The following is a 22,334-nucleotide window of genomic DNA, read 5'->3' as shown; positions in this document are numbered from 1 at the left end:
CGGCGGCGCTCAGGCCAGGCCCGCCTGCTCCAGCAGATACGCCGTCATCGGGTCGTAGTGGCGCGGGCTGACCACGTGGTCGTCGAGCGGCACCGTCACCTGGACGGTGCCCTCGGCCTCGGCGAGGAAGAGCGCCGGGTCGTTGCAGTCGGCGTAGCCGCAGGAGTCCACGCCGAGCTGTCCGGCGCAGCCCGCCCAGCCGTGGTCGGCGACGACCAGGTCGGGCAGCGGCCGGCCCGCGCGCTCCAGACCGGTCAGGATCGCCCGCATCGGCTCACCGGAGTGGGTGTGCCACAGCGTGGCGCCGTGCTCCAGCATCGCCACGTCCGCGAACTGCATGACGTAGCCCTCGTCTGTTTGCAGGCCCTCGGGGATGACGACGATCTCGCAGCCGGCGGCCCGCAGCGCGGCGGCCGTGGCGCGGTGCACGTCCAGCAGGCCGCCGGGGTGGCCGGTGGCCAGCAGCACCCGCTGCCCGCCGTCGGCGGCCTTGCGCAGCCGCCCGGCCAGCCGCTCCAGGCCGTCCACGGTCAGCTCGGGATCGATGGTGTCCTGGCCCTGGCGGTGCTCCGGGTCGTCGACGACCCCGACCCGCTCGGCCATCACCGCGAGCACGTCCTGCTCGTCGGTCCAGCGGTCGCCGAGTTCCAGACCGAGCCAGTAGTTCCGGTCGCCGTTGGCCAGTTTGCGGTAGTGCGACAGGTTGTTCTCGCGGGGCGTGGCGACGTCCCCCGCGATACGGGTCCTGACGAGGTGGTCGACGAGTTCGGCGCGGCTGGGTGTCCCGGGTATCGGCATGGCTCCCATTGTGGGGCAGCGGGCGGCGCGCGAGCGCCGTACGCGAGAGGCTGGGACGCGGGTCACTCCCGGCGCCCGAGCGCGAACCACAGCTCCATCCGGACGTCGGGATCGTCCAGGTCGGCGTCGAGCAGGGCCGCGCACCGGGCGATCCGCTGCCGCACGGTGTTGCGGTGCACGGCCAGCGCCACCGCCGTGCGGTCCCAGCCGCCGTGCAGCGACAGCCAGGCGCGCAGCGTCTCGGCGAGCGCCGGGTGCCCGGCCAGCGGGGCGAGCACGGCACGGGCGTGGGCGGCGGCCGCGCCGGGCGGCACCAGGTCGTCCAGCGCGGGCCGGTCCGCGTGCCGGACCAGGGCGGTGCGGGTGGCACGGGCGCGGGCCAGGGCGCGGGCCGCCTGGGCGTCGGCGGCGGGCCACTGCGCGGGCGCGGCGGGCGCGCTGAGCCCGAGCGTCCAGCCGGGCTGCTCGGCCGGTGCCCGGTCGGCGGGCAGCAGCACCCGTACGACCCCCGATCCGTCGTCCGCCAGGTCCACCAGGGGCGAGCCCAGGGCGGCGCCCAGCGCCGAGGCGGCGATCCGGCCGACGGGCCGGTCCGGCCGGTCCGGCCGGTTCTCGGGACGGGCGTGCACCACGGTCCAGGGGCCCGCGCCGAGCAGCGGCGCCACCTCCTCGGCCGGTGCGCCCAGCAGCAGGCGCACCAGCGCGGCGGACCGGTCGGCGCCGCTGCCGCCGCGGTGCTCGCCGGTGAGCAGGGACAGCAGGACCGCGGCCACCGAGGCGATGGTGTGGTCGCCGGGCTCGTGCCGCGCGGTGGCGACGGCCAGGACGAAGCCCTGGCCCGCGCCCAGCGCGTAGGCGGCCAGCCGGGTCCCGGCGACGGTGTCGGTGGCGGAGCTGGGCGCCCGCGCGCCCGCCCGCGCACCGGGCCGCACCCGGGCGGCCAGCGCCGCCAGCGCGTCCGGCACCCCGGCCGCCGGTTCCCGCCCGGCCCGCGCGAGAGGTGCGCCGTCCGGCCCGTACAGCACGGCCGGGCCGGCCAGCTCCCGGGCCAGCCGGCGCAGCACCGACGGCACCGGGTCGGGCCGCGCGGCGGCGGCGGCCAGACCCTGCTGCGCCCCGGTGACCCGGCGCAGCTCGGCCAGCCGCGCCTCGGCCATCAGCTGCCACACGGCGCGGGCGACCGCGGCGAAGGTGGTCCGCGGGGGCACCTCGACCAGCGGCAGCCCGCGCCGGGCGCAGGCGGCGGCCAGGGCGGCGGGCACGGTGTCGTGCACCGGGGCCACACCGAAGCCGAGGGCCGCCCCGCCCGCCGCGACGATCCGGTCGACGTAGGCGTCGAAGTACCCGGCGGGCACGCCCCCCTCGGCGGGCCCGGGGACATGCACGCCCGCGGTCAGCAGCAGCTCGCCGCCCAGCAGGTACGGGTAGGGGTCGGCCATCTCCGTGGTGTGCGCCCCGTGGATCACGACACCGGGGCCGCACGGCCCGGCGAGCAGGCGCAGGGCCAGGTCCTCGCGGGCCAGCAGCGCGGACAGCGGGACGGGTGGGGTCGGCGGGACCGGTGGGGCCGGTGGGCTCGGTGGTGCCGGGGACGCGGGCGGGGGCTGCGGTGCGGGGGTGTCCGGCATGGTGTGCGTTTCCTCCTTCCGGGGCTGCTCGGATGGAGGAAACGTACACTTCGCAGCCGCTTCCCGGCCGCCTAGTGTCGGTCGGTGCGCCCCGGGCCGTTCCGGCGGCCTCCGGGCGGCCCGGGGACCCGGCGCCCCCGCCGGGCGCGGCCCGAACGCGCGTCCGGACCCGGCCGGCGCACACCAGTAGAGTCGCCTGAAGCAGTACATGCGCGACGAAGCGCAGGAAAGAAGGCTTTTCATCATGAGCAGCAACGAGACGCCCCGCGGCCCGGTCGACTCCTCCCGGATCCCGCGCTACGCCGGTCCGGCCACCTTCGCCCGGCTGCCCCGCCTCGACGAGGTGGGCACCGCCGACGTCGCGGTGGTGGGCGTGCCGTTCGACTCCGGTGTCTCCTACCGGCCCGGCGCCCGCTTCGGCGGCAACGCCATCCGCGAGGCGTCCCGGCTGCTGCGCCCCTACAACCCGGCGCAGGACGCCTCCCCGTTCGCCCTCGCCCAGGTCGCCGACGGCGGGGACATCGCCGTCAACCCGTTCCACATCGACGAGGCCGTGGAGACCGTCGAGGCCGCCGCCGACGACCTGCTCGGCACCGGCGCCCGCCTGATGACCCTCGGCGGCGACCACACCATCGCGCTGCCGCTGCTCAGGAGCGTCGCCAGGAAGCACGGCCCGGTCGCCCTGCTGCACTTCGACGCCCACCTGGACACCTGGGACACCTACTTCGGCGCCGAGTACACGCACGGCACCCCCTTCCGCCGGGCCGTGGAGGAGGGCATCCTCGACACCTCCGCCCTCTCCCACGTCGGCACCCGCGGCCCGCTCTACGGCAAGCAGGACCTGACCGACGACGAGAAGATGGGCTTCGGCATCGTCACCTCGGCGGACGTCTACCGGCGCGGCGCCGACGAGATCGCCGGCCAGCTGCGAGAGCGCATCGGCGACCGGCCGCTGTACATCTCCATCGACATCGACTGCCTGGACCCGGCCCACGCGCCCGGCACCGGCACGCCCGAGGCCGGCGGCATGACCTCGCGCGAACTCCTGGAGATCCTGCGCGGTCTGGCCTCCTGCCGTCTGGTGTCGGCCGACGTCGTGGAGGTCGCCCCGGCCTACGATCACGCCGAGATCACCTCGGTGGCGGCCTCCCACACCGCCTACGAGCTGACCACGATCATGGCCCGTCAGATCGCCGAGGAGAAGGCAGCCAAGTGACCCACGACCACGACCTGGTGCTCCGCCCGACGCCCGCCCAGACGGCGGCGGCGCTCAGTCCGCCCCCGGGCCGCACCGGCGCGGACCTGGTCGTGGAGACCCTGGCCGGGCTGGGCGCGACCACCGTCTTCGGCCTGCCCGGCCAGCACGCCCTGGGCGTCTTCGACGCGCTGCGCCGCTCGGACCTGCGCTACATCGGCCTGCGCACGGAGGGCAACGCGGGCTTCGCGGCCGACGCGTACGGCCGGATCACCGGCGAGGCCGCCCCGCTGCTGGTGTCCACCGGCCCAGGGGCCCTCACCTGCCTGCCCGCGCTCCAGGAGGCGGCGGCGGCCTCGGCGCCGGTCCTCGCCATCGGCAGCCAGGTCCCTGTCGCCGGACTCGGCGGCGGACGCCACGGCCATCTGCACGAACTGCCCGACCAGGCCGCCGTGTTCCGGGGCGTGGTGAAGTCCGTCCACCCGGTCCGTACCGCCTCCCAGATCCCGTCCGCCCTCGCGGCGGCCTGGCAGTCGGCGCTCACCGCGCCGCACGGCCCGGTCTGGGTGGAGATCCCGCAGGACGTGCTGCTGGCCGAGACCGTGCTGCCGCAGGTCACGGCGGTGGACGCCACCCCGCAGGAGCTGGTGCCCCGCCCCGAACTGACCGCCGTCGCCGCCCGGCTGCTGGCCACGGCGGAGCGCCCGGCGATCATCGCGGGCGGCGGGGTGGTCCGCGCCGACGCCGCCAAGAAGCTGCGGGCGCTCGCCGAGCGGCTGAACGCGCCGGTGGTCACCACCTTCGGCGGCAAGGGCGCCTTCCCCTGGAACCACCCGCTCTCCCTCCAGTCCTGGCTGGAGGACCGGCACACCACCGACTTCCTGGAGGACGCCGACGTCCTGCTGGTCGTCGGCTCGGGACTCGGCGAACTCTCCTCGAACTACCACACGTTCGCCCCGCGCGGCCGCATCGTTCAGATCGAGGCCGACCTCGGCAAGCTGGAGTCCAACCACCCGGCCCTCGGCATCCACGCGGACGCCCGCCTCGCCCTCCAGGCCCTCCTGGAGACCACCGGGGAGCGCCCCGACGACACGGCCGCCGACCGGGTGCGGGAGCTGCTGGCCAAGGTCCGGGGCCGGATCGCCGCCCAGGAACTGACCCTGGAGCAGGACGTCCTGGCCGCCGTGCGCCGCGCCCTGCCCGCCGGTTCGCCGTCCTTCTGGGACATGACGATCCTGGCGTACTGGGCGTGGTCGGCCTTCGACGCCAAGGCGCCCAACACCATGCACTCCGCCCAGGGCGCCGGTGGTCTCGGCTACGGCTTCCCGGCCGCCCTCGGCGCGGCCGTGGCCGACCCGACCCGCCCGGTCCTCGCCGTCTCCGGCGACGGCGGCGCCCTGTACTCCGTCGCCGAACTGGCCACCGCCCGCCAGTACGGCCTTGACGTCACCTGGCTGATCGTGGACGACGGCGGCTACGGCATCCTGCGCGAGTACATGACCGACGCCTTCGGCCGGGCCACCGCCACCGACCTCAACGGCCCGGACTTCGCGGCCCTCGCCGAGTCCTTCGGCGTGCCGGGGGTGCGGACGAGCCCGAAGACCCTGGAACAGGACCTCGCGAAGGCCCTGGCCACCCCCGGCCCCTCGGTCGTCGTCCTCCCCGCCGTCCTGCGCATGTTCGCACCGACCCACCTGGACTGAACGCCGTCGGCCGCACCGGAAGAAGCCCGTGCCCGGGTTCTGTCCCGGCTCCAGCCCCCGGACGGGCTGCCACTGCTCCGCCCCGAAGCGCGGCGCCTTCGCGAGCGGGCCGACCGCTCACCCCGCCACGAGGTGCCCGTACTTCTCCGCGTACGCCGTGCGCTGTTCGGCGTAGCCGTCGACGAAGGCGCGCTGCTCGCCGGGGCTCATGGTGTGGCCGGGGATCCGCCGGGGGAGCAGCGGGCCGGGGAGTTCGCGGAAGGTCTCGGCGGCGGCCTTCCAGTGGCCGCCGCCGCGGCGGCGGGCTGTCATGAGGTGGTCCATCACGGACGACAGCTCCTCGCCGAGGAAGTCCATGGGCATCTCCTTGACCAGGAGTTCGTCCGGTTCGGGCGGCTCGCCCGGCCGCCCGGACAGCAGGCGCAGGGTCCACAGCGCCGCGAGGAGCCGTCCGGACACGTGGTGGTCGCTCGGCCTCTGTTCTGCCACGTGCCCTTCCTACCCGCCGGGTGGCCGCCCATCCACCGTACGCGCGGGGGCCGTTCGGGCAGCGTCGGCGGAAATCACCGCACTCGTACAACCATTCCCTTCCGTCCGTGCGTCCACTGGGTATGACTCACTGGATATCCCGACGCGTCAGGACGCTCGCCGCGATCGGTGCGGGCGCCGGCGTGCTCGTCCCCTGTGTGGCGGCCGCGCCCCCGGCCGCGGCCGCCCCCGCGCAGGTCAGCTGCACGTCCGGCAAGGCGGGGCTGGCCGCCAGGCTCCAGCAGGACATCACCGCCGCGATGGCGGGCCGCAAGGGCTCCATCGCCGTCGGTGTGCGCGACCGCAGCACCGACACGACCTGCACCTTCCGCGAGTCGAGCGCCTACGACTCGGCGAGCGTGGTCAAGGTGACCGTCCTCGCGACCCTGCTGTGGGACGCGAAGAAGACGAACCGTCAGCTCACCGACCGCGAGGCGTCCCTCGCCCAGGCGATGATCACCCAGTCCGACAACGACTCCACCAGCAGCCTGTGGAAGCAACTGGGCATCTCCAAGGTCAGGGGCTTCCTCTCGGCCGCCGGCATGACCCAGACCGAGCCGGGCGAGGACGGCTACTGGGGCCTGACCCAGATCACCGCCCGCGACGAGCAGAAGCTGCTCGCCCTGGTCACCGCGAAGAACTCGGTGCTGAGCGACAACTCCCGCGCCTACATGCTGAAGCTGATGGGCCAGGTCGTCACCTCGCAGCGCTGGGGCACCCCCGCCGGAGCGCCCGCCACGGTCGCCGTGCACGTCAAGAACGGCTGGCTGGAGCGGGCCACGCACGGCTGGCGGGTGCACAGCGTCGGTACCTTCAACGGCCCCGGCCACGACTACACCGTCACGGTGCTCACCCAGGACAACAGCACCATGGACTACGGCGTGGCCACCATCCAGAACATCGCCAGGGCCGTCCACAGGGACCTCGGCCGGACCGTCTCGCTGCCGCACCGCCCGGTGACCGGGTTCAACCCGACGACCCGGCCCCGGGAGGCCACCGTCCCGCTGCCGCCGACCGGCTGACGCTTCACGAGGCGGTCTCCCCCGAGTCACCCGGGGCCCCTACGGTGACGGTCATGCGCCTGAGAACCGTACTCGCGACCGTCACCGCCGGCCTGGCGGCGGCCACCTGCCTCACCGCGGGACCGGCCGCCGCCACCACCGCCCCGGACCCCGCCCAGGGCCGTGCCCGGGACCACGTCTGCTCCCCGTCCGTCTCCCTCGACCGCTTCTCCGACGCGCTCGACAAGACGACCTACCGGGGCTCCTACACCGGCAACTTCTCCGCCCTCGCCCGCGACCGGCACGGCGACCTCGCCGCCCTCTCCGACCGCTCCGAGCTGTTCACGCTGGACCGCCGCACGCTCAAGCCGACCGGCGTGACCGCGCTCGCCGACGAGCAGGGCGCGCCGCTCGACTCCGAGGGCCTGGTCGTCGACCGGGACGGCACCCGGCTGATCACCTCCGAGACCGAGCCGTCCGTACGCCGCTACTCCCGCGACGGCCGCATCCTGGACCGGCTGCCGGTGCCCGGCGCGCTGCGCGTCGCCCCCGCGGGCCGCGCCACCGCCAACCAGACCTTCGAGGGCCTGACCCTGCTGCCGGGCGGCCGGACCCTGCTCGCGTCCATGGAGTACGCGCTCAGCGGCGACGACAGCCGCACGGTGCGCTTCCAGACCTGGCGGCGCACCGGGGACGGGCACTTCCGGCTCGGCGCCCAGTACGCCTACCGCACCGACGACGCGAGCCTCGGCGTCCCCGAGGTGCAGGCCGTGCCGGACGGCCGGCTGCTCGTCCTGGAGCGCGGCTTCACCGCGGGCGTGGGCAACACCGTCCGCCTCTACCTCGCCGACCCGCGCCGCGCCACCGACACCAGCGGCATCGAACACCTGACCGGGCAGCCCGGGGTCCGGCTGACCGGGAAGACCCTGCTCACCGACCTCGCCGCCTGCCCCTCGCTCGGCGCCACCGCCCACCAGCCCCAGCCCAACCCGCTCCTCGACAACATCGAGGGGATGACCGTCACCGGCCACGACACCCGGGGCCGCCTGCGCGTCCTGCTGGTCAGCGACGACAACGCGAACGCGGCCCAGACCACGCGGTTCTACTACCTCCGCGTCCGGATCTGACCCTGCGCGGACCGTCCCCGCCCGCACGCGGATTGTTGCGGGGGGATGAAATCCGCGGCCGTCCGTGTTGGTGCCTTCCGGAAGATCAGGCCGTCAGGGAGGCACCGACGTGGCAGCGCAGCCGGGGGAGACACGAGGGTGGGTGCGCAGGCTCGCCTCGTACGCGTGGCGCCATCCCAGGGACGTGCTCCTCGCCCTCGGCTCCTCCCTCGCCGGAATGGCCGTCCTGGCGCTCGTCCCGCTGATCACCAAGGTGATCATCGACGATGTCGTCGGCGACCGCAGCCGCGCCATGACCCCCTGGGCCGGCGCCCTGATCGGCGCCGCCCTCCTCGTCTACGCGGCCACCTACGTCCGCCGCTACTACGGCGGCCGGCTCGCCCTCGACGTCCAGCACGACCTGCGGACCGAGATGTACGAGTCGATCACCCGGCTCGACGGCCGCCGCCAGGACGAGCTGTCCACCGGGCAGGTCATCGGCCGCGCCACCAGCGACCTCCAGCTCATCCAGGGACTGCTGTTCATGCTGCCGATGACCATCGGCAACGTCCTGCTCTTCCTGATCTCGCTGGCGATCATGGCCTGGCTCTCGCTGCCGCTGACCCTGATCGCGCTCGCCGTCGCCCCCGCGCTCGGCTGGATCGCCTCCCGCAGCCGCCGCAGACTGCACCCCGCCACCTGGTACGCGCAGGCGCAGGCCGCCGCCGTGGCGGGCGTGGTGGACGGCGCGGTCAGCGGGGTCCGCGTGGTCAAGGGCTTCGGGCAGGAGGAGCAGGAGACCGCCAAGCTGCGCGCGGTCGGCCGCAGGCTCTTCGCCGGGCGGCTGCGCACCATCCGGCTGAACGCGCGCTTCACCCCGGCCCTCCAGTCGGTCCCCGCGCTCGGCCAGGTCGCGATGCTGGCGCTCGGCGGCTGGCTGGCCGTGCACGGGCACATCACGCTCGGCACCTTCGTCGCCTTCTCCACCTACCTCGCCCAGCTCGTCGGCCCGGTCCGGATGCTCGCCGTGGTCCTCACCGTCGGCCAGCAGGCCCGCGCCGGCACCGAACGCGTCCTGGAGCTGATCGACACCGAGCCCACGCTCACCGAGGGCACCCGGGAACTGCCCGCGGACGCGCCCGCGACCGTCGAGTTCGACGACGTGTCCTTCTCGTACACCGACGGCCGTCCCGTCCTGAAGGGCCTGTCCTTCGCGATCCGGCCCGGCGAGACCCTCGCCGTCGTCGGCTCCTCCGGCTCCGGCAAGTCCACCCTCTCCCTGCTGCTGCCGCGCTTCTACGACGTCACCCACGGCGCCGTCCTGATCGGCGGCCACGACGTGCGCGAGCTGACGCTCAGGTCGCTGCGGTCCGCCATCGGCCTGGTCCCCGAGGACTCCTTCCTCTTCTCCGACACCATCCGCGCCAACATCGCCTACGGCCGCCCCGACGCCACCGACGAGGAGATCACCGCCGCCGCGCGCGCCGCCCAGGCCGACCGGTTCATCACCGAGCTGCCCGAGGGCTACGCCACCGAGGTCGGCGAGCAGGGCCTGACCCTCTCCGGCGGCCAGCGCCAGCGCGTCGCCCTGGCCCGCGCCCTGCTGGCCGACCCGCGGCTGCTCGTCCTGGACGACGCCACCTCCGCCGTCGACGCCCGCGTCGAGCACGAGATCCACGAGGCGCTCGCCCAGGTCATGGCGGGCCGCACCACGCTGCTGATCGCGCACCGCCGCTCCACCCTGGCCCTGGCCGACCGCATCGCCGTCCTCGACGGCGGCCGCCTCGCCGACCTCGGCACCCACGAGGAGCTCCAGGAGCGCTCCGCGCTCTACCGGCGGCTGCTCACCGACCCCGACGGACTCGGCGACGTCTCCCCGGGCCACACCCCGCCCGCCGCGCCCCCCGAGGACGCCTCCGTCCGCGCGGAGCTGGACGCCGAGTTCGACGCCGAGCGGGGCATCACCCCGAAGCTGTGGACGGGCGAGCGCGAACCGCGCGACGCCGCCACCGCCGGCACGCCCGCCACCCCCGAACTGCTCGCCCAGGTCGAGGCCCTGCCACCGGCCACCGACACCCCCGACGTCGACGAGGCCCGCGCCGTACGCCCCGAGGACTCCTACGGCCTGCGCCATCTGCTGCGCGGCTTCGGGCTGCCCCTGCTGGCCAGCCTCGCCCTGGTCGCCCTGGACGCCGGAATGGGCCTGCTGCTGCCGGTCCTGATCCGGCACGGCATCGACCAGGGCGTCACCAGGGCGGCCGTCGGCGCCGTCTGGGCGGCCGCGCTGCTCGGGCTGCTCGCCGTGCTCGTGCAGTGGGCGGCGCAGACCGGCGAGACCCGGATGACCGGCCGCACCGGCGAACGCGTCCTGTACACGCTGCGCCTGAAGATCTTCGCCCAGCTCCAGCGGCTCGGCCTCGCCTACTACGAGCGCGAGCTGACCGGCCGGATCATGACCCGGATGACGACGGACGTGGACGCCCTGTCGACGTTCCTCCAGACCGGCCTGGTCACGGCGTTCGTCTCGGTGGTCACCTTCTTCGGCATCATGGTCGCGCTGCTGGTGATCGACATTCAGCTCGCGCTGGTCGTCTTCGCCACCCTGCCCCCGCTCGTCATCGCCACGTTCTTCTTCCGCCGGGCCAGTGTGAAGGCGTACGAGCTGGCCCGTGAGCGGGTGTCGGCGGTCAACGCCGACCTCCAGGAGTCGGTGGCCGGGCTGCGGATCGTGCAGGCGTTCGGGCGCGAGCGCGACGGCGGGCGGCGCTTCGCCGAGCGCAGCGACAGCTACCGCCGGGCCCGGATACGCGGCCAGTGGCTGATCTCCGTCTACTTCCCGTTCGTGCAGTTCCTGTCCTCGGTCGCGGCGGCCTCCGTGCTGATCGCGGGCGCGGGCCGGGTCGAGGCGGCCACACTGACCACCGGCGCCCTGGTGGCGTACCTGCTCTACATCGACCTGTTCTTCGCCCCCGTCCAGCAGCTCTCCCAGGTCTTCGACGGCTACCAGCAGGCCACCGTCTCGCTGGGCCGCATCCAGGAGCTGCTGCGCGAGCCCGCGTCCACCGAGCCCGCCGAGCGGCCCCGCGAGGTGTCCGCGCTGCGCGGCGACATCGCCTTCGAGGACGTGCGCTTCGCCTACGGCGCCGAGGGCGCCGAGGAGCAGGCCCTCACCGGCATCGACCTGCGCATCCCCGCCGGACAGACCGTCGCCTTCGTCGGCGAGACCGGCGCGGGCAAGTCGACCCTGGTCAAGCTGGTCGCCCGGTTCTACGACCCGACCGGCGGCCGGGTCACCGCGGACGGCACGGACCTGCGCGAGCTGGACCTGACGGCGTACCGCCACCGGCTCGGGGTGGTCCCGCAGGAGGCGTACCTCTTCCCGGGGACCGTCCGCGACGCCATCGCCTACGGCCGCCCCGGCGCCGCCGACGCCGAGGTGGAGGCGGCGGCCCGCGCGGTCGGCGCGCACGAGATGATCGCCACCCTGGAGGGCGGCTATCTGCACGAGGTCGCCGAGCGCGGCCGCAATCTCTCCGCGGGCCAGCGCCAGCTGATCGCGCTGGCCCGCGCCGAACTGGTCGACCCGGACGTCCTGCTGCTCGACGAGGCGACCGCCGCCCTCGACCTGGCCACCGAGGCCCAGGTCAACCAGGCCACCGACCGGCTCGCGGGCCGCCGCACCACGCTGGTGGTCGCCCACCGGCTGACCACGGCGGCCCGCGCCGACCGGGTGGTGGTCCTGGACCACGGCCGGGTCGCCGAGGACGGCACCCACGACGAGCTGCTGGCCCTCGACGGCCACTACGCCGCGCTGTGGCGCACCTTCACCGGCGCGGCCGAGCCGGAGGAGCCGGTCGGCGTCCCCCGGTGACCGGCCGGGGCAACCGTCCGAGGTGCGTACGGCGTCCGTACACGCGTACGCCGATGTGCCTGCCGTGAGGGGACGTGAGGGGAGAGGTGACCGTGGACAGGGCTGTGCTGCGCCGACGGCTGGCGCTGGGCCTGGCCGTGCTGACCGGATCGGGGCTGCTCTCGCTCGCCCTGCCCGCCACCGCCCAGGCGGCCTCCGCCGCCTGCTCGGGGCGCCAGGTCAGGACGCTCTCGTTCGCCGCCGGGTCGGTGCGCGTCTACCGGAGCAACGGCTATGTGTGCGCGGTCACGGTCCCCGCGCGCCCCGGCCGGCCGCAGGCGATGTCGGTGAGCGTGCAGGCGCGCGGCAACCGCCCGGTCACCGACCGGGGCCGCTACTCCCAGCACGCGGGCCCGGTCACCGTGCACGCCGGGCACCGCTGCGTACGGGTCACCGGCGCGGTCGGGACACGGACGGTCAGCAGCGGCTGGATCCTGTGCTGAGCCGCTGAGCGGGACGGCGGTCCGCCCGCCGCGAGGTGATCAATTCTTCGACTCCCCTGGTGCGCACCCGAGTTGCTCCGATAGCTTCCGGCGCACATCTGTCTCACAGGGGAGTGTGCATGCGCAAGGCGCTCAGATGGCTGCTGGCACTGGTGGTGCTCGTCGGCACCGTCAGCACGGCCGGGGCGGCCACCGCCGCCCAGCAGGGAGCCACCGGCACCGACATCAAGGACCGGCTGCTGTCCATACCGGGCATGAGCCTGATCGAGGAGAAGCCCTACACCGGCTATCGCTACTTCATCCTGAACTACACCCAGCCGGTCGACCACCGGCACCCGTCCAAGGGCACCTTCCAGCAGCGGTTCACCCTGCTGCACAAGGGAGTCGACCGGCCGACGGTGTTCTACACCAGCGGCTACAACGTCTCCACCAACCCCAGCCGCAGTGAGCCGACCCGGATCACCGACGGCAACCAGGTCTCCCTGGAGTACCGTTTCTTCACCCCGTCCCGCCCGGCCCCGGCCGACTGGTCCAAGCTCGACATCTGGCAGGCCGCCAGCGACCAGCACCGCCTCTTCACGGCGCTGAAGAAGGTCTACTCGCACAACTGGATCGCCACCGGCGGCTCCAAGGGCGGGATGACGGCGACCTACTACGAGCGCTTCTACCCGCGCGACATGGACGGCGTCGTCGCCTACGTGGCACCCAACGACGTCGTCAACGACGAGGACTCCGCCTACGACCGCTTCTTCGAGACGGTCGGCACCAAGGAGTGCCGCGACCGCCTCGGCGCCGTCCAGCGCGAGGCCCTGGTGCGCCGTGAGCCGCTGGAGAAGAAGTACGCCCAGTACGCCGCCGACCACCACAACACCTTCACCACCATCGGCAGCCTGGACCGCGCCTACGAGGCGGTCGTCCTCGACTACGTGTGGGGCTTCTGGCAGTACAGCCTGCTGTCCGACTGCGACACCGTCCCGGCCGACGCCCGGAACGCCACCGACCAGCAGATCTGGGACTCGGTCGACACCATCTCCGGCTTCTCCGCCTACACCGACCAGGGCCTGGAGACCTACACGCCGTACTACTACCAGGCGGGCACCCAGATGGGCGCGCCCACCATCCACTTCCCGCACATCGAGAAGAAGCTCATCCGCTACGGCTACCAGCCGCCGCGCAACTTCGTGCCGCGCTCCATCCCGATGCGCTTCCAGCCGTGGGTGATGCCCGACGTGGACAGCTGGGTGCGGCACAACGCCCGGCACATGCTGTTCGTGTACGGGCAGAACGACCCGTGGGGCTCGGAGCGGTTCCGCCTCGGGCACGGCGCGCGTGACTCCTATGTGTTCACCGCGCCCGGCATGAACCACGGCGCCAACGTCGCTGGCCTGGTCCCCGACCAGCAGGCGCTGGCCACGGCCAGGATCCTGGACTGGGCGGGCGTCGCCCCCGCCGCGGTGCGGGACGACCCGTCGGCGGCGCGCCCGCTGGCCCGCCCGGACGCGAAGCTGGACGCCCGGGAGACGGAGCGCGAGCGCGCGCTGAGGCCGTGACCGGCATCCGGTCGCACAGCGGCCGGTGAACGGCAGGCCGCGCCCGGAGCCGGTGCTCCGGGCGCGGCCCGCGGATCAGTACGTCAGGCCGTACCCGACGGGGTACAGCACCCGCGCCGGGTCGTCCGCCCGCTGCACCGGCACCGGCAGCTTCCCGCGCGGCCGCACCCGCCCGGCGATCACCCGGGCCGCGGCGCGCACCTCCACGTCCGTCCAGGAGTACGCGGCCAGGAACGCCGGTACGGACGGGAGCTGGGCGACGTCGTAGGGGTTGCGCACGGCCAGCGCGACCACCGGCCGGCCCGTCGCGGTCAGCCGCTCCACCAGCGTGCGCTGGGAACCGCCCGCCGTGACGTTGTACGTCGCCACCACCACCGCGTCCGCCTGCGCCGCCGCCGCGACCGCCCGGTCGATGACGGCCTGGGCCGGGGCGGTGCCGGTGGACAGGGCGGTGGCGGTGAAGCCCAGTTCGGTGAGGGCGGCGGCGAGCACCCCGGTCGGCGGGCCCGTCGTGCCCGACGGCGAGGCCGGGTCGGCGCCCACCACGAGGATCCTGCGGTGGCCGCGGCGCGAGAGCGGCAGCAGCCGGCCCTCGTTGACCAGCAGCGTCGTCGTCCGCTCGGCGATACGGTCGGCCGCCGCCAGATGCTCGCGGGTGCCGACCCGGTACGGCACCTGGCGCTCGGAGACGTACGGGCCGTCGAAGAGGCCGAGGCGGTTCTTCATCCGCAGGATGCGCAGGATCGATTCGTCGAGCCGGGCCTCGGTCAGCTCGCCGCCGCGCACCGCGTCCAGCACCGCGTGCCAGGCGACGTCCAGGTCCGGCGGGTTGAGCAACTGGTCCACGCCCGCCTTCAGCGCGAGCACCGGCACCCGGTCGTCGCCGTACTTGGTGCGCACCCCCTCCATGCCGAGCGAGTCGGTGATCACCACCCCGTCGTAGCCCAGTTCGCCGCGCAGGATGCCGGTGAGGATCGGCTGCGACAGCGTGGCCGGGTCGCCCGAGTCGTCGAGCGCCGGGAACTGGATGTGCGCCGTCATCACCGAGTCGATCCCGGCCCGGATCGCGGCCCGGAACGGCACCGCGTCCAGCTTCTCCCACACCTCCCGGCTGTGCGTGATGACGGGGAAGCCGTAGTGGCTGTCCACGGCGGTGTCGCCGTGCCCGGGGAAGTGCTTGGCGGTCGCCGCGACCCGCGCGCCCTGATAGCCCTGCACCTCGGCGGCCACCAGCCGCGCCACGGCGTCCGGGTCGGCGCCGAAGGACCGTACGCCGATGACCGGGTTGGCCGGGTTGACGTTCACGTCGGCGTCGGGGGAGTAGTCCTGGTTGATGCCCATGGCGCGCAGCTCGGTGCCGGAGAGCCGGCCCAGCGTGCGGGCGTCGGCGGTGGAGCCGGAGGCGCCGACGGCCATGGCGCCGGGGAAGAGCGTGGCGGGCCTGCCGACCCGGCAGACGATGCCGTGCTCCTGGTCGGTGGCGACCAGGACGGGCAGTCCGCGCGGCTGCTGGAGCGAGGCCCGCTGGATGCCGTTGGACAGGGCGGCGATCTGCCGCGGGTCGCGGGTGTTGTGGGCCCAGGTGAAGTAGATGATGCCGCCGACGCGGTACTTCGCGATCAGCTCGGCGGCGGTGCGGACGCCGATCTCGCCGAGGTTGGCGTCGATGTCGGCCTGGTCGGGGTCGGTGGCGGAGTGGCCGTAGACCCGCATCACGAAGAGCTGGCCGACCTTCTCCTCCAGGCTCATCCGCGCGACGAGGGCGCGCAGCCGGCGGTCGTCGTGCGGGGCGGCGGCCTGAGCGGTGCCGGTGGCTCCCACGGCGAGGGCGGCGGTGAGCGTGGCGGTGGCGGCGAGGACGGCGCGTCTGGAGGGGGAGGGGCCGGAGGTGCCGGAGAGGTCGGAGGGGGAGGAGGGGCGTGTGGTGTCGTGCACGTGCGCTCCTTCCGGAGGGGTTCCACTGAAGGAAACTTCCGAGGGATCACCAATATCCGGGAAGTTTCTGCCAGTCAAGGGAACGCACGGACCCGGGCGGTGGGGCGCACGGCCCCGGCCGGAGGGCTCAGGCGGTCCGCGGTGTGTGCGCCGACACCGCCGGCCAGTGCTCCCGCAGGGTGCGCACCGTCTCCGCGATGGCCGGCCGCCGGGCCGCCCCCGCGCGCCACAGCGCGTACAGATGCCGTACGGGCACGGGGTCCAGCGCCACCTCCACGACCCCCTCGGGCAGCGGCCCCCGGCCCAGCCGGGGGATCAGCGCCACCCCGAGGCCCGCGGCGACCAGCGCGACCAGCGTCGGGTTCTCGTCGGCCTGGTGGACGACGTCCGGCTCGTGCCCGGCGGCCCGCAGCGTGCGCAGCAGCCAGTCGTGGCAGACCCGGCCCGGCGGCTGGCAGATCCACCGCTCCCCGCCCAGCTCCGCGCGCCGCACCGCGCTCCGCCCCGCGAACGGGTGCCCGGCCGGCACCAGCAGATCGCACACGTCGTCCCCGACGGCCGCCTGCTCCACCCCGGCCGGGGCGGGCAGCGGCGCGATGTCCCAGTCGTGCGCCACGGCCAGGTCCACGGCGCCCTTGGCGACCAGATCCACCGACAGATGCGGGTCGACCTCGCTGAGCCGGGCGTCCAGCGCGGGGTGCCGCCGGGCCAGGTCGGCGAGCACGCCCGGCAGCAGCCCGCGCGCCGCCGAGGCGAACGCCGCGATGGCCAGCCGTCCGGACGGCACCCCGCGCCGCTCCTCCAGCTCGGTCTCCGCCCGCTCCACGATCGCCAGCAACTCCCGCGCCGCCGAGACCAGTTGGTGCGCCTCGTCGGTGAGCCGCACCCCGCGCCCCTCGCGCTCCAGGAGGACGGTCCTGGTCTCCCGCTCCAGCTTGGCGATCTGCTGGGACACCGCCGAGGAGGTGTAGCCGAGCGCGGTGGCCGCCGCCCCCACCGTCCCGTGCACGGACACGGCGTGCAGGGCGCGCAGGCGCTGGAGATCGAGCACGGTTCCTCCCACAGGACGGCGCGGCCGGCCGCCGCCCCCGCGGGCGACGCCGCGACCGGTTAGCGTTGCTGCATCCAACAGTGCAGCAATCATCGCTGGTGCTACACGGTCCGGGCGAGTGATCCTCGACGCATGCGACCACCCCACGTCCTCCTCGCCGTCCTCGTCGCCGCCGTCTGGGGCGTCAACTTCACCGTCATCGAGGTCGGCCTCGGCCACTTCCCGCCGCTGCTGTTCTCGGCCCTGCGCTTCCTGGCCGCGGCGCTGCCCGCCGTCTTCCTGGTGGGCCGGCCCAAGGTGGCCTGGAAGTGGATCGTGGGCGTGGGACTGGTGCTCGGCGTCGCCAAGTTCGGCCTGCTGTTCGTCGGCATGGACTACGGGATGCCCGCCGGGCTGTCCTCCCTGGTGCTCCAGATCCAGGCGGTGTTCACGGCCCTGTTCGCCTTCGTGGCCCTCGGCGAGCGACCCACCCGGCTGCGGCTGGCCGGCATGGGCGTGGCGCTCGCCGGGATCGCCGTCGCCGCCGTGGACGAGGGCACCACGGGACCGCTGGGCGCCTTCGTCCTGGTCGTCGTCGCGGCGGCCTGCTGGGGCGTCTCCAACGTCCTCACCCGCAAGGCGGCCCCGCCGGACTCCCTGAACTTCATGGTCTGGGTGAGCACCGTCCCGGTCCTGCCGCTGCTCGGCCTCTCCCTGCTGACCGAGGGCCCCTCCCAGGACCTCGCCGCCCTGCGCGGCCTGGACTGGCAGGGCGCGGGCACGGTCCTCTACGTCGCCTGGGTCACCACCGTGTTCGGCTTCGGCGCCTGGGGCTGGCTGCTGCGCCGCCACCCCGCCTCCACCGTCGCCCCGTTCTCCCTGCTGGTCCCGGTCTTCGGCATGTCGGCGGCGGCCCTCTTCCTGGACGAGTCCGTCACCCCCCTGCGCTGGTGCGCGGCGGCCCTGCTGGTGGGCGGCGTGGCACTGACGTCGCTCGCACCGGGGAGGAGGGGCGGCCCGCAGGCGCGTACGGAGAGCGCCGGGGGCGCCCCGGCGGACGTTCCCGCACGGACGGCAGCGGACGCCCCCGCGCCGGACGGGGCCACGGTCCCAGCAGTTCCGCCGAGGACCTGACGCGCGCCAGACGTTGCCCGCCCGGTGTGTCGTGCAGCCTTTTTCAGACAACCGATGAGTAGCGGGCGAAGAGTCGGTCTGTCTTCCGTACCGAACGGACAGCGAGCGGGAGGCATCACATGCGTGTCGTCGTCACCGAGTTCATCAGCCTCGACGGGGTCGTGCAGGCGCCCGGAGGGCCGCAGGAGGACACCGACGGGGGGTTCGCGCACGGCGGATGGTCGCATCCGTTCTTCGATCCGGAGGTGCTGGGCGGGGCGTTCGCGGCCGGTCTCGACCGGGCGGAGGCGCTGCTGTACGGGCGCCGTACGTATCTCACGATGGCCGCGGCCTGGCCCGAGCGGGCCGGGGACCCCTTCGCCGACCGGCTCAACTCGCTGCCCAAGTACGTCGTGTCCGACACCCTCGACGACTCCGCGCTGACCTGGGAGAACACCGTACGCGTCCCGGGCGCCCAGGCGCTGGGGAAGGTGCGCGGGCTGCGGACGTCCGGCGGTGACGGGGAGCTGGCGATGATGGGCAGCCCCACACTGGTGCGGGCGCTCCTGGCCGCGGACCTGGTGGACGAACTGCGGCTCGCCGTGATGCCGGTGCTGCTGGGCGGCGGCAAGTCGGCCTTCCCCGTGGACGGGGTGCTGCGGACCTGGGAACTGGTGTCGTCGGCCACCGCCAGGACCGGCGCGCAGCTCAATGTGTTCCGGCCCGTGCGGCGGGCCGCCGGGTCGCCCGCCTGACCGGCGGAATCGGTACGGGCGGCCGCGGCGGCGCGTAGGGTCCGGGCCATGAAGCTCGCGTTCTCCACTCTCGGTGTCCCCGGCCTGCCCGTCCCGGAGGTGCTCGCGCTCGCGGCCGCGCACGGCTACGACGGCGTCGAACTCCGCGCCCACCCCGAGGAACCGGTGCACCCCGGCCTCTCCCCGGCCCGGCGGGCGGAGACGGCCGCCCAGTTCGCGGCGGCCGGGGTGGAGGTGCTGGCCGTGGCCGGATACGCGCGGGTCGCCGCGCCCGGTGACGACGCTCCCGTGCTGGACGAGATCCGCGCCCTGCTGCGGCTGGCGCACGACCTGGGCGCGGGCGCGGTACGGGTCTTCCCGGGCGCCGACACCGCGCTGCCGCCCGAGGAGTCCGACGCCGTCGCGGCCCGGCGGCTGGGTGCCGCCGCCGAGGACGCCGCCGCCCTCGGTGTCCGCATCCTGCTGGAGACCCACGACTCGCACCGCACCGGCGCCGACGCGATCCGCGTCCTCGGCCCGGTCGGGCACCGGCAGGTGGGCGCGCTGTGGGACGTGATGCACACCTGGCTCGGCGGTGAGCAGCCGTCGCAGACCTGTGCGGCGCTCGCCCCGCACCTCGGATACGTCCAGGTCAAGGACATCGCGTCGGCCGAGGACACCACCCCGCTGCCGCTGGGCGCGGGCGTACTGCCGCTCGCCGGATGCGTGGCGGCGCTGACCGGCGCCGGCTGGGACGGCTGGCTGTGCTGGGAGTACGAGAAGCGGTGGTACGAGGCGGCGGCGCCGCTGCCCGGACTGCTCGGGCCGGGACGGGAGTACCTGGACCGGCTGCTCAGCGCGTCGGCGTAGCGGACTCGGGCCGGTTGACGCTCCCGCCCTGGTCCCGCTCTCGGCTCTGGTTCCGGGTCTGGTCCCGCTCTCGGTTCTGGTCCTGGTCCCGGTCCGTGCGGGCGGTCCGTTCGGCCGCGCGGCGCACCCGGGCCTCCAGGGCCGCGCGGCGCTCGGGCCACTCCTCGGCCGTGATCGAGAAGATCGCCGAGTCGCGCAGCCGGCCCTCCTCGCCGGGCGCCGAGGAGCGGGACCAGTTGCGCAGGACGCCCTCGAAGCGCGCGCCGACGCTCTCGATCGCGGCGCGGGAGCGGCTGTTGCGGGCGTCGGTCTTCAGGTCGACGCGGGCGGCCTCCCACACCTCGAAGGCGTGCCGGAAGAGCAGGTACTTGGCCTCGGCGTTGACACCGGTGCCCTGCGCGGAGCGGGCGAGCCAGGTGAAGCCGACCTCGACGGCGTCGAGGCGCTCCTCGTCCCGCCAGCAGCGCGGCTCCCAGAAGGCGGTGGCGCCCACCGCGCGCCCGGTGGCCAGGGAGATCTGCGCGTAGGGCGCGAGGCGGCCGGTGGCCGCGCGGGCGAGCTGCCCGTCGATGTAGGCCGCGGTCTCCTCCGCCCGGGGCACCCAGGTGTACGCGTAGGTACCGCGGTCCTCCTCCGCCGCCACCGCGAGGTCGGCGGCGTGCCGCTGCTCCAGCGGCTCCAGGCGTACGAGGGTGCCCTCCAGGACCGGGCCGGTCAGGGTGATCGTCACGCCTGGAGTGTGGCGTACGGGTCCGGTGACGTCGACCGTGTTTCGGCTGGTGGGCTTGTGCCATGGGCACAGCAGCTCCCGCAATGCGGAGCACGGTCCCCGCGCAGCTGGCTGACATCAGGTGGCGGCGTCGGAAACAAGTTCGAGGCTTACCTCGGTCGCGATTTCCCCAGACCCTCGAAGGGGTAGGTGCGTACACGGCTCAGTTCTGTCCGTGCACGCGCCTACGTGGGGTCAGCCGAGTTCCTACCGGGCGTTGAATGCCTTGTCCTGAGTGCCGTTCACGAACGCAGACCACCCGGCATCGGTGAAAGAAAGAATCGGACTTCTCGGGTCCTTCGAGTCGCGAACCGCTCGACCGCCCTCGGGAAGAATCGCGATCTCGATGCAATTGCCGTTGTTTCCGGAGTAGGAGGACTTCACCCAGACCGATTCATTTGCGGTATTAAGGCTACTGTTCGTCACTTGGCTACCGTTTCTTCTATTGCCTTGTGAATCAAGGCCCTTGACCTGCTGACGTCGCAAGCCGCGACGTTCAAACGCCGGAACAGCGTTCGGTACTTCTCAGTGTCGGACTGCTCCTCATGGTACACGTTACCCGTGTTTGACTCCGCGTAAGCAATGTCCAACTCCGAAGCCGAAGGAAAATTCATGATGACAAAGGGGCCGAAGAGGGACGCATTCAACGGGCTTTCGATCGGCAGGACTTGAAGCTCGATATTGGTCTCCTCGCTGGCCGACAGAAGGTACTCCAGTTGTTCGCGCATGATTTCTGAGCTGCCAACTCTGTGCCGCAGTATGGCCTCGGACAAGATCACCCACAGGATGAACCGGGTTCCCTTCGCGGGTGAGAACCTTCCTGCGTTCTTCCCGGACCTTCACCTGAGTGTCGATGTTTTCCTGGGAGGCGTCAGGCATCTGAATTCTGATGACAGCTCTGGTGTAGGCAGGGGTCTGCAAGAGTCCGGGAACAAGACTTGTCTCAACGTCGTAGACCTCGGATGCGTCCGACTCGATGGCGATGTACGCAGCGTAGGCCGAATCGATGGAGTTCGCGTACTGCACCCACCAGCCCTTCTGTCTGGCGTCCTTCGCTAGCTTCTCGATCTCGGCTCGCTGAGCTGCGTCTGTGACGCGATAGGCGTCAAGAAGTGCTCTCAGATCGAGGAGCCGGATTCCAGATTGAGCATTCTCGATGCGAGTCATCTTGGATTCCGCACAACCCAGGATTTCCGCAGCGTCGGAATGCTTCAGACCCGCCGTGATGCGGAGATCTTTCAGTGTTCGCGCCAAACGAAGCTGCCGGATTGTCGGGTTGTGAGTGATCGGCATTCGGCCATCTCCAGTCACGTAAGGAGGCGTGTCTGTGGCAGGAGATCAGACGACTGGCACCTACCGGTTATGCGCCCGGTACTCGAGGGGTCGTGCCAGTGTTGACAACTTGTCGGATGATCTGACTCTGGTTGTCTCCGAGCTGGTGACCAATGCCATCCTTCACGGGAAGACCACGCGCGGTCGGCAAGTCGCCCTGGTCATCGACCGGGACGCGAAACGCATCCGCGTGGAGGTGCGAGATGTCGGTGACGGAATGCCTCGCCAGCCTCTCGGTGGTGAACCGTTGCCCGTCTCCGGCCGTGGCCTGGAAATCGTGGCCTCCCTCTCCGACGCGTGGGGAGTGATCGAACGGGTCATCGGTAAGACCGTATGGGCCGAGTTGGCCATCAAGCCCTCGGACGCCGTCTAGCGGTGAGGTCGGTTCATGGGATTCGTCAACTACAGGATGCGTAGGGACGCCGAAGCCGAACAAGGGCGTTCTCATGCCTGGTGCATGACGTGTGGTGCGCGCTCGAAGGAGACCGTGGACAAGCGCGCCGTGCGCGACTGGTGTATCGGGCATGCCGCAGAAAGTCGGCATGCGAGGTTTCGAGGGGTGGAGTTCACCTACTTCGTGGTCGCCCCTGATCCTGAAAGGCCCGCTGCTCAGGAAGAGTCCTGAGCCGGAGTGAAATGCCGGAAAGTCGCACGGGGGTCGGAGTCGTGGGGCTATCCGAAGACCCTAT

The 22,334-nt window shown here is 73.1% G+C and carries 20 protein-coding genes and 1 pseudogene; 12 read left to right on the top strand and 9 right to left on the bottom strand.

Features of this window, described 5'->3' with window-relative positions:
* Positions 1–9 precede the first annotated feature (9 nt).
* Complete coding sequence (locus ACWDYF_RS21530) at positions 10–798, bottom strand: phosphatase (protein ID WP_064533269.1); 789 nt, start codon at positions 796–798, stop codon at positions 10–12.
* A gap of 62 nt (positions 799–860) precedes the next feature.
* Positions 861–2,426: a helix-turn-helix domain-containing protein gene (locus tag ACWDYF_RS21525; RefSeq protein ID WP_389466120.1), complete on the bottom strand. Its 1,566-nt coding sequence runs from the start codon at positions 2,424–2,426 to the stop codon at positions 861–863.
* 244 nt (positions 2,427–2,670) lie between these two features.
* Here ACWDYF_RS21525 and speB point away from each other — a divergent pair, with 244 nt between their 5' ends.
* Together speB and ACWDYF_RS21515 are read left to right on the top strand one after the other, a co-directional pair.
* A complete protein-coding gene (speB, locus tag ACWDYF_RS21520) occupies positions 2,671–3,642 on the top strand; it encodes an agmatinase (protein ID WP_389466123.1) in 972 nt (323 codons plus the stop codon).
* Entirely contained in the window at positions 3,639–5,324 is a 1,686-nt protein-coding gene (locus ACWDYF_RS21515) for a thiamine pyrophosphate-binding protein (RefSeq protein ID WP_389466126.1), read from the top strand. The genes speB and ACWDYF_RS21515 overlap by 4 nt, the downstream gene beginning before the upstream one ends.
* 117 nt (positions 5,325–5,441) lie before the next feature.
* Here the strand turns inward: ACWDYF_RS21515 and ACWDYF_RS21510 are convergent, their stop codons facing one another.
* Entirely contained in the window at positions 5,442–5,813 is a 372-nt protein-coding gene (locus tag ACWDYF_RS21510) for a hypothetical protein (protein WP_389466129.1), read from the bottom strand.
* Between the two features lie 122 nt (positions 5,814–5,935).
* Between ACWDYF_RS21510 and ACWDYF_RS21505 the strand changes: the two genes are divergently transcribed.
* The 5 genes from ACWDYF_RS21505 to ACWDYF_RS21485 all read left to right on the top strand — a co-directional run bounded on the left by ACWDYF_RS21505 (position 5,936) and on the right by ACWDYF_RS21485 (position 13,862).
* A complete protein-coding gene (locus ACWDYF_RS21505) occupies positions 5,936–6,874 on the top strand; it encodes a serine hydrolase (RefSeq protein WP_389466132.1) in 939 nt (312 codons plus the stop codon).
* Positions 6,875–6,927: 53 nt separating this feature from the next.
* Positions 6,928–7,980: an esterase-like activity of phytase family protein gene (locus tag ACWDYF_RS21500; RefSeq protein WP_389466134.1), complete on the top strand. Its 1,053-nt coding sequence runs from the start codon at positions 6,928–6,930 to the stop codon at positions 7,978–7,980.
* A gap of 109 nt (positions 7,981–8,089) precedes the next feature.
* Positions 8,090–11,830 carry an ABC transporter ATP-binding protein gene (locus tag ACWDYF_RS21495; protein ID WP_389466137.1) on the top strand — a complete coding sequence of 1,247 codons (3,741 nt, stop codon included), beginning with the start codon at positions 8,090–8,092 and terminating at the stop codon, positions 11,828–11,830.
* Between the two features lie 92 nt (positions 11,831–11,922).
* Positions 11,923–12,312 carry a hypothetical protein gene (locus ACWDYF_RS21490; RefSeq protein WP_389466140.1) on the top strand — a complete coding sequence of 130 codons (390 nt, stop codon included), beginning with the start codon at positions 11,923–11,925 and terminating at the stop codon, positions 12,310–12,312.
* 119 nt (positions 12,313–12,431) lie between these two features.
* Positions 12,432–13,862 (top strand): S28 family serine protease, encoded by a 1,431-nt coding sequence (locus ACWDYF_RS21485; RefSeq protein WP_389466143.1) that lies wholly within the window; start codon positions 12,432–12,434, stop codon positions 13,860–13,862.
* Between the two features lie 75 nt (positions 13,863–13,937).
* Here the strand turns inward: ACWDYF_RS21485 and ACWDYF_RS21480 are convergent, their stop codons facing one another.
* Positions 13,938–15,797 (bottom strand): glycoside hydrolase family 3 protein, encoded by a 1,860-nt coding sequence (locus ACWDYF_RS21480; RefSeq protein WP_389466146.1) that lies wholly within the window; start codon positions 15,795–15,797, stop codon positions 13,938–13,940.
* A 127-nt stretch (positions 15,798–15,924) separates the two neighbouring features.
* Positions 15,925–16,848, bottom strand: coding sequence for a LysR family transcriptional regulator (locus tag ACWDYF_RS21475; RefSeq protein ID WP_381742958.1), 924 nt, complete (start codon positions 16,846–16,848; stop codon positions 15,925–15,927).
* A gap of 132 nt (positions 16,849–16,980) precedes the next feature.
* Between ACWDYF_RS21475 and ACWDYF_RS21470 the strand changes: the two genes are divergently transcribed.
* From ACWDYF_RS21470 to ACWDYF_RS21460, 3 genes are all read left to right on the top strand, one after another.
* A complete protein-coding gene (locus ACWDYF_RS21470) occupies positions 16,981–17,961 on the top strand; it encodes an EamA family transporter (RefSeq protein ID WP_389466149.1) in 981 nt (326 codons plus the stop codon).
* A gap of 119 nt (positions 17,962–18,080) precedes the next feature.
* Complete coding sequence (locus ACWDYF_RS21465) at positions 18,081–18,695, top strand: dihydrofolate reductase family protein (protein ID WP_389466152.1); 615 nt, start codon at positions 18,081–18,083, stop codon at positions 18,693–18,695.
* A gap of 48 nt (positions 18,696–18,743) precedes the next feature.
* Positions 18,744–19,544: a sugar phosphate isomerase/epimerase family protein gene (locus ACWDYF_RS21460; RefSeq protein WP_389466155.1), complete on the top strand. Its 801-nt coding sequence runs from the start codon at positions 18,744–18,746 to the stop codon at positions 19,542–19,544.
* Here the strand turns inward: ACWDYF_RS21460 and ACWDYF_RS21455 are convergent.
* The 4 genes and pseudogenes from ACWDYF_RS21455 to ACWDYF_RS21440 form a co-directional block, all read right to left on the bottom strand.
* A complete protein-coding gene (locus tag ACWDYF_RS21455) occupies positions 19,528–20,274 on the bottom strand; it encodes a GNAT family N-acetyltransferase (RefSeq protein ID WP_389466158.1) in 747 nt (248 codons plus the stop codon). The two genes, ACWDYF_RS21460 and ACWDYF_RS21455, sit on opposite strands and share 17 nt — an antisense overlap.
* Before the next feature lie 246 nt (positions 20,275–20,520).
* Positions 20,521–20,697, bottom strand: a complete 177-nt coding sequence (locus ACWDYF_RS21450) for a DUF397 domain-containing protein (RefSeq protein ID WP_451584298.1) — start codon at positions 20,695–20,697, stop codon at positions 20,521–20,523.
* Positions 20,698–20,735: 38 nt separating this feature from the next.
* The gene (locus ACWDYF_RS21445) at positions 20,736–21,041 is read right to left on the bottom strand and encodes a Scr1 family TA system antitoxin-like transcriptional regulator (RefSeq protein ID WP_389466163.1); all 306 of its coding nucleotides are present in this window, start codon (positions 21,039–21,041) and stop codon (positions 20,736–20,738) included.
* 124 nt (positions 21,042–21,165) lie between these two features.
* A pseudogene (locus ACWDYF_RS21440) lies at positions 21,166–21,606 on the bottom strand (Scr1 family TA system antitoxin-like transcriptional regulator); the annotation flags it as partial.
* A gap of 109 nt (positions 21,607–21,715) precedes the next feature.
* On the opposite strand from ACWDYF_RS21440, the gene ACWDYF_RS21435 reads away from it, so the two are divergent.
* Positions 21,716–22,018 (top strand): ATP-binding protein, encoded by a 303-nt coding sequence (locus ACWDYF_RS21435; protein WP_389466166.1) that lies wholly within the window; start codon positions 21,716–21,718, stop codon positions 22,016–22,018.
* A 15-nt stretch (positions 22,019–22,033) separates the two neighbouring features.
* Positions 22,034–22,270 (top strand): DUF7848 domain-containing protein, encoded by a 237-nt coding sequence (locus tag ACWDYF_RS21430; RefSeq protein WP_451584297.1) that lies wholly within the window; start codon positions 22,034–22,036, stop codon positions 22,268–22,270.
* The last annotated feature ends 64 nt before the right edge of the window (positions 22,271–22,334 follow it).

Source organism: Streptomyces sp. NPDC003284, from assembly GCF_053589675.1.
This window is presented reverse-complemented; position numbering and strand designations above follow the sequence as displayed.

Bases quoted from the DNA above. Each gene is read 5' to 3' on its own strand.
- ACWDYF_RS21530 (WP_064533269.1), bottom strand. From the start codon at position 798: ATGCCGATACCCGGGACACCCAGCCGCGCCGAACTCGTCGACCACCTC.
- ACWDYF_RS21525 (WP_389466120.1), bottom strand. From the start codon at position 2,426: ATGCCGGACACCCCCGCACCGCAGCCCCCGCCCGCGTCCCCGGCACCA.
- speB (WP_389466123.1), top strand. From the start codon at position 2,671: ATGAGCAGCAACGAGACGCCCCGCGGCCCGGTCGACTCCTCCCGGATC.
- ACWDYF_RS21505 (WP_389466132.1), top strand. From the start codon at position 5,936: ATGACTCACTGGATATCCCGACGCGTCAGGACGCTCGCCGCGATCGGT.
- ACWDYF_RS21500 (WP_389466134.1), top strand. From the start codon at position 6,928: ATGCGCCTGAGAACCGTACTCGCGACCGTCACCGCCGGCCTGGCGGCG.
- ACWDYF_RS21485 (WP_389466143.1), top strand. From the start codon at position 12,432: ATGCGCAAGGCGCTCAGATGGCTGCTGGCACTGGTGGTGCTCGTCGGC.
- ACWDYF_RS21470 (WP_389466149.1), top strand. From the start codon at position 16,981: ATGCGACCACCCCACGTCCTCCTCGCCGTCCTCGTCGCCGCCGTCTGG.
- ACWDYF_RS21465 (WP_389466152.1), top strand. From the start codon at position 18,081: ATGCGTGTCGTCGTCACCGAGTTCATCAGCCTCGACGGGGTCGTGCAG.
- ACWDYF_RS21460 (WP_389466155.1), top strand. From the start codon at position 18,744: ATGAAGCTCGCGTTCTCCACTCTCGGTGTCCCCGGCCTGCCCGTCCCG.
- ACWDYF_RS21445 (WP_389466163.1), bottom strand. From the start codon at position 21,041: ATGCGCGAACAACTGGAGTACCTTCTGTCGGCCAGCGAGGAGACCAAT.
- ACWDYF_RS21430 (WP_451584297.1), top strand. From the start codon at position 22,034: ATGGGATTCGTCAACTACAGGATGCGTAGGGACGCCGAAGCCGAACAA.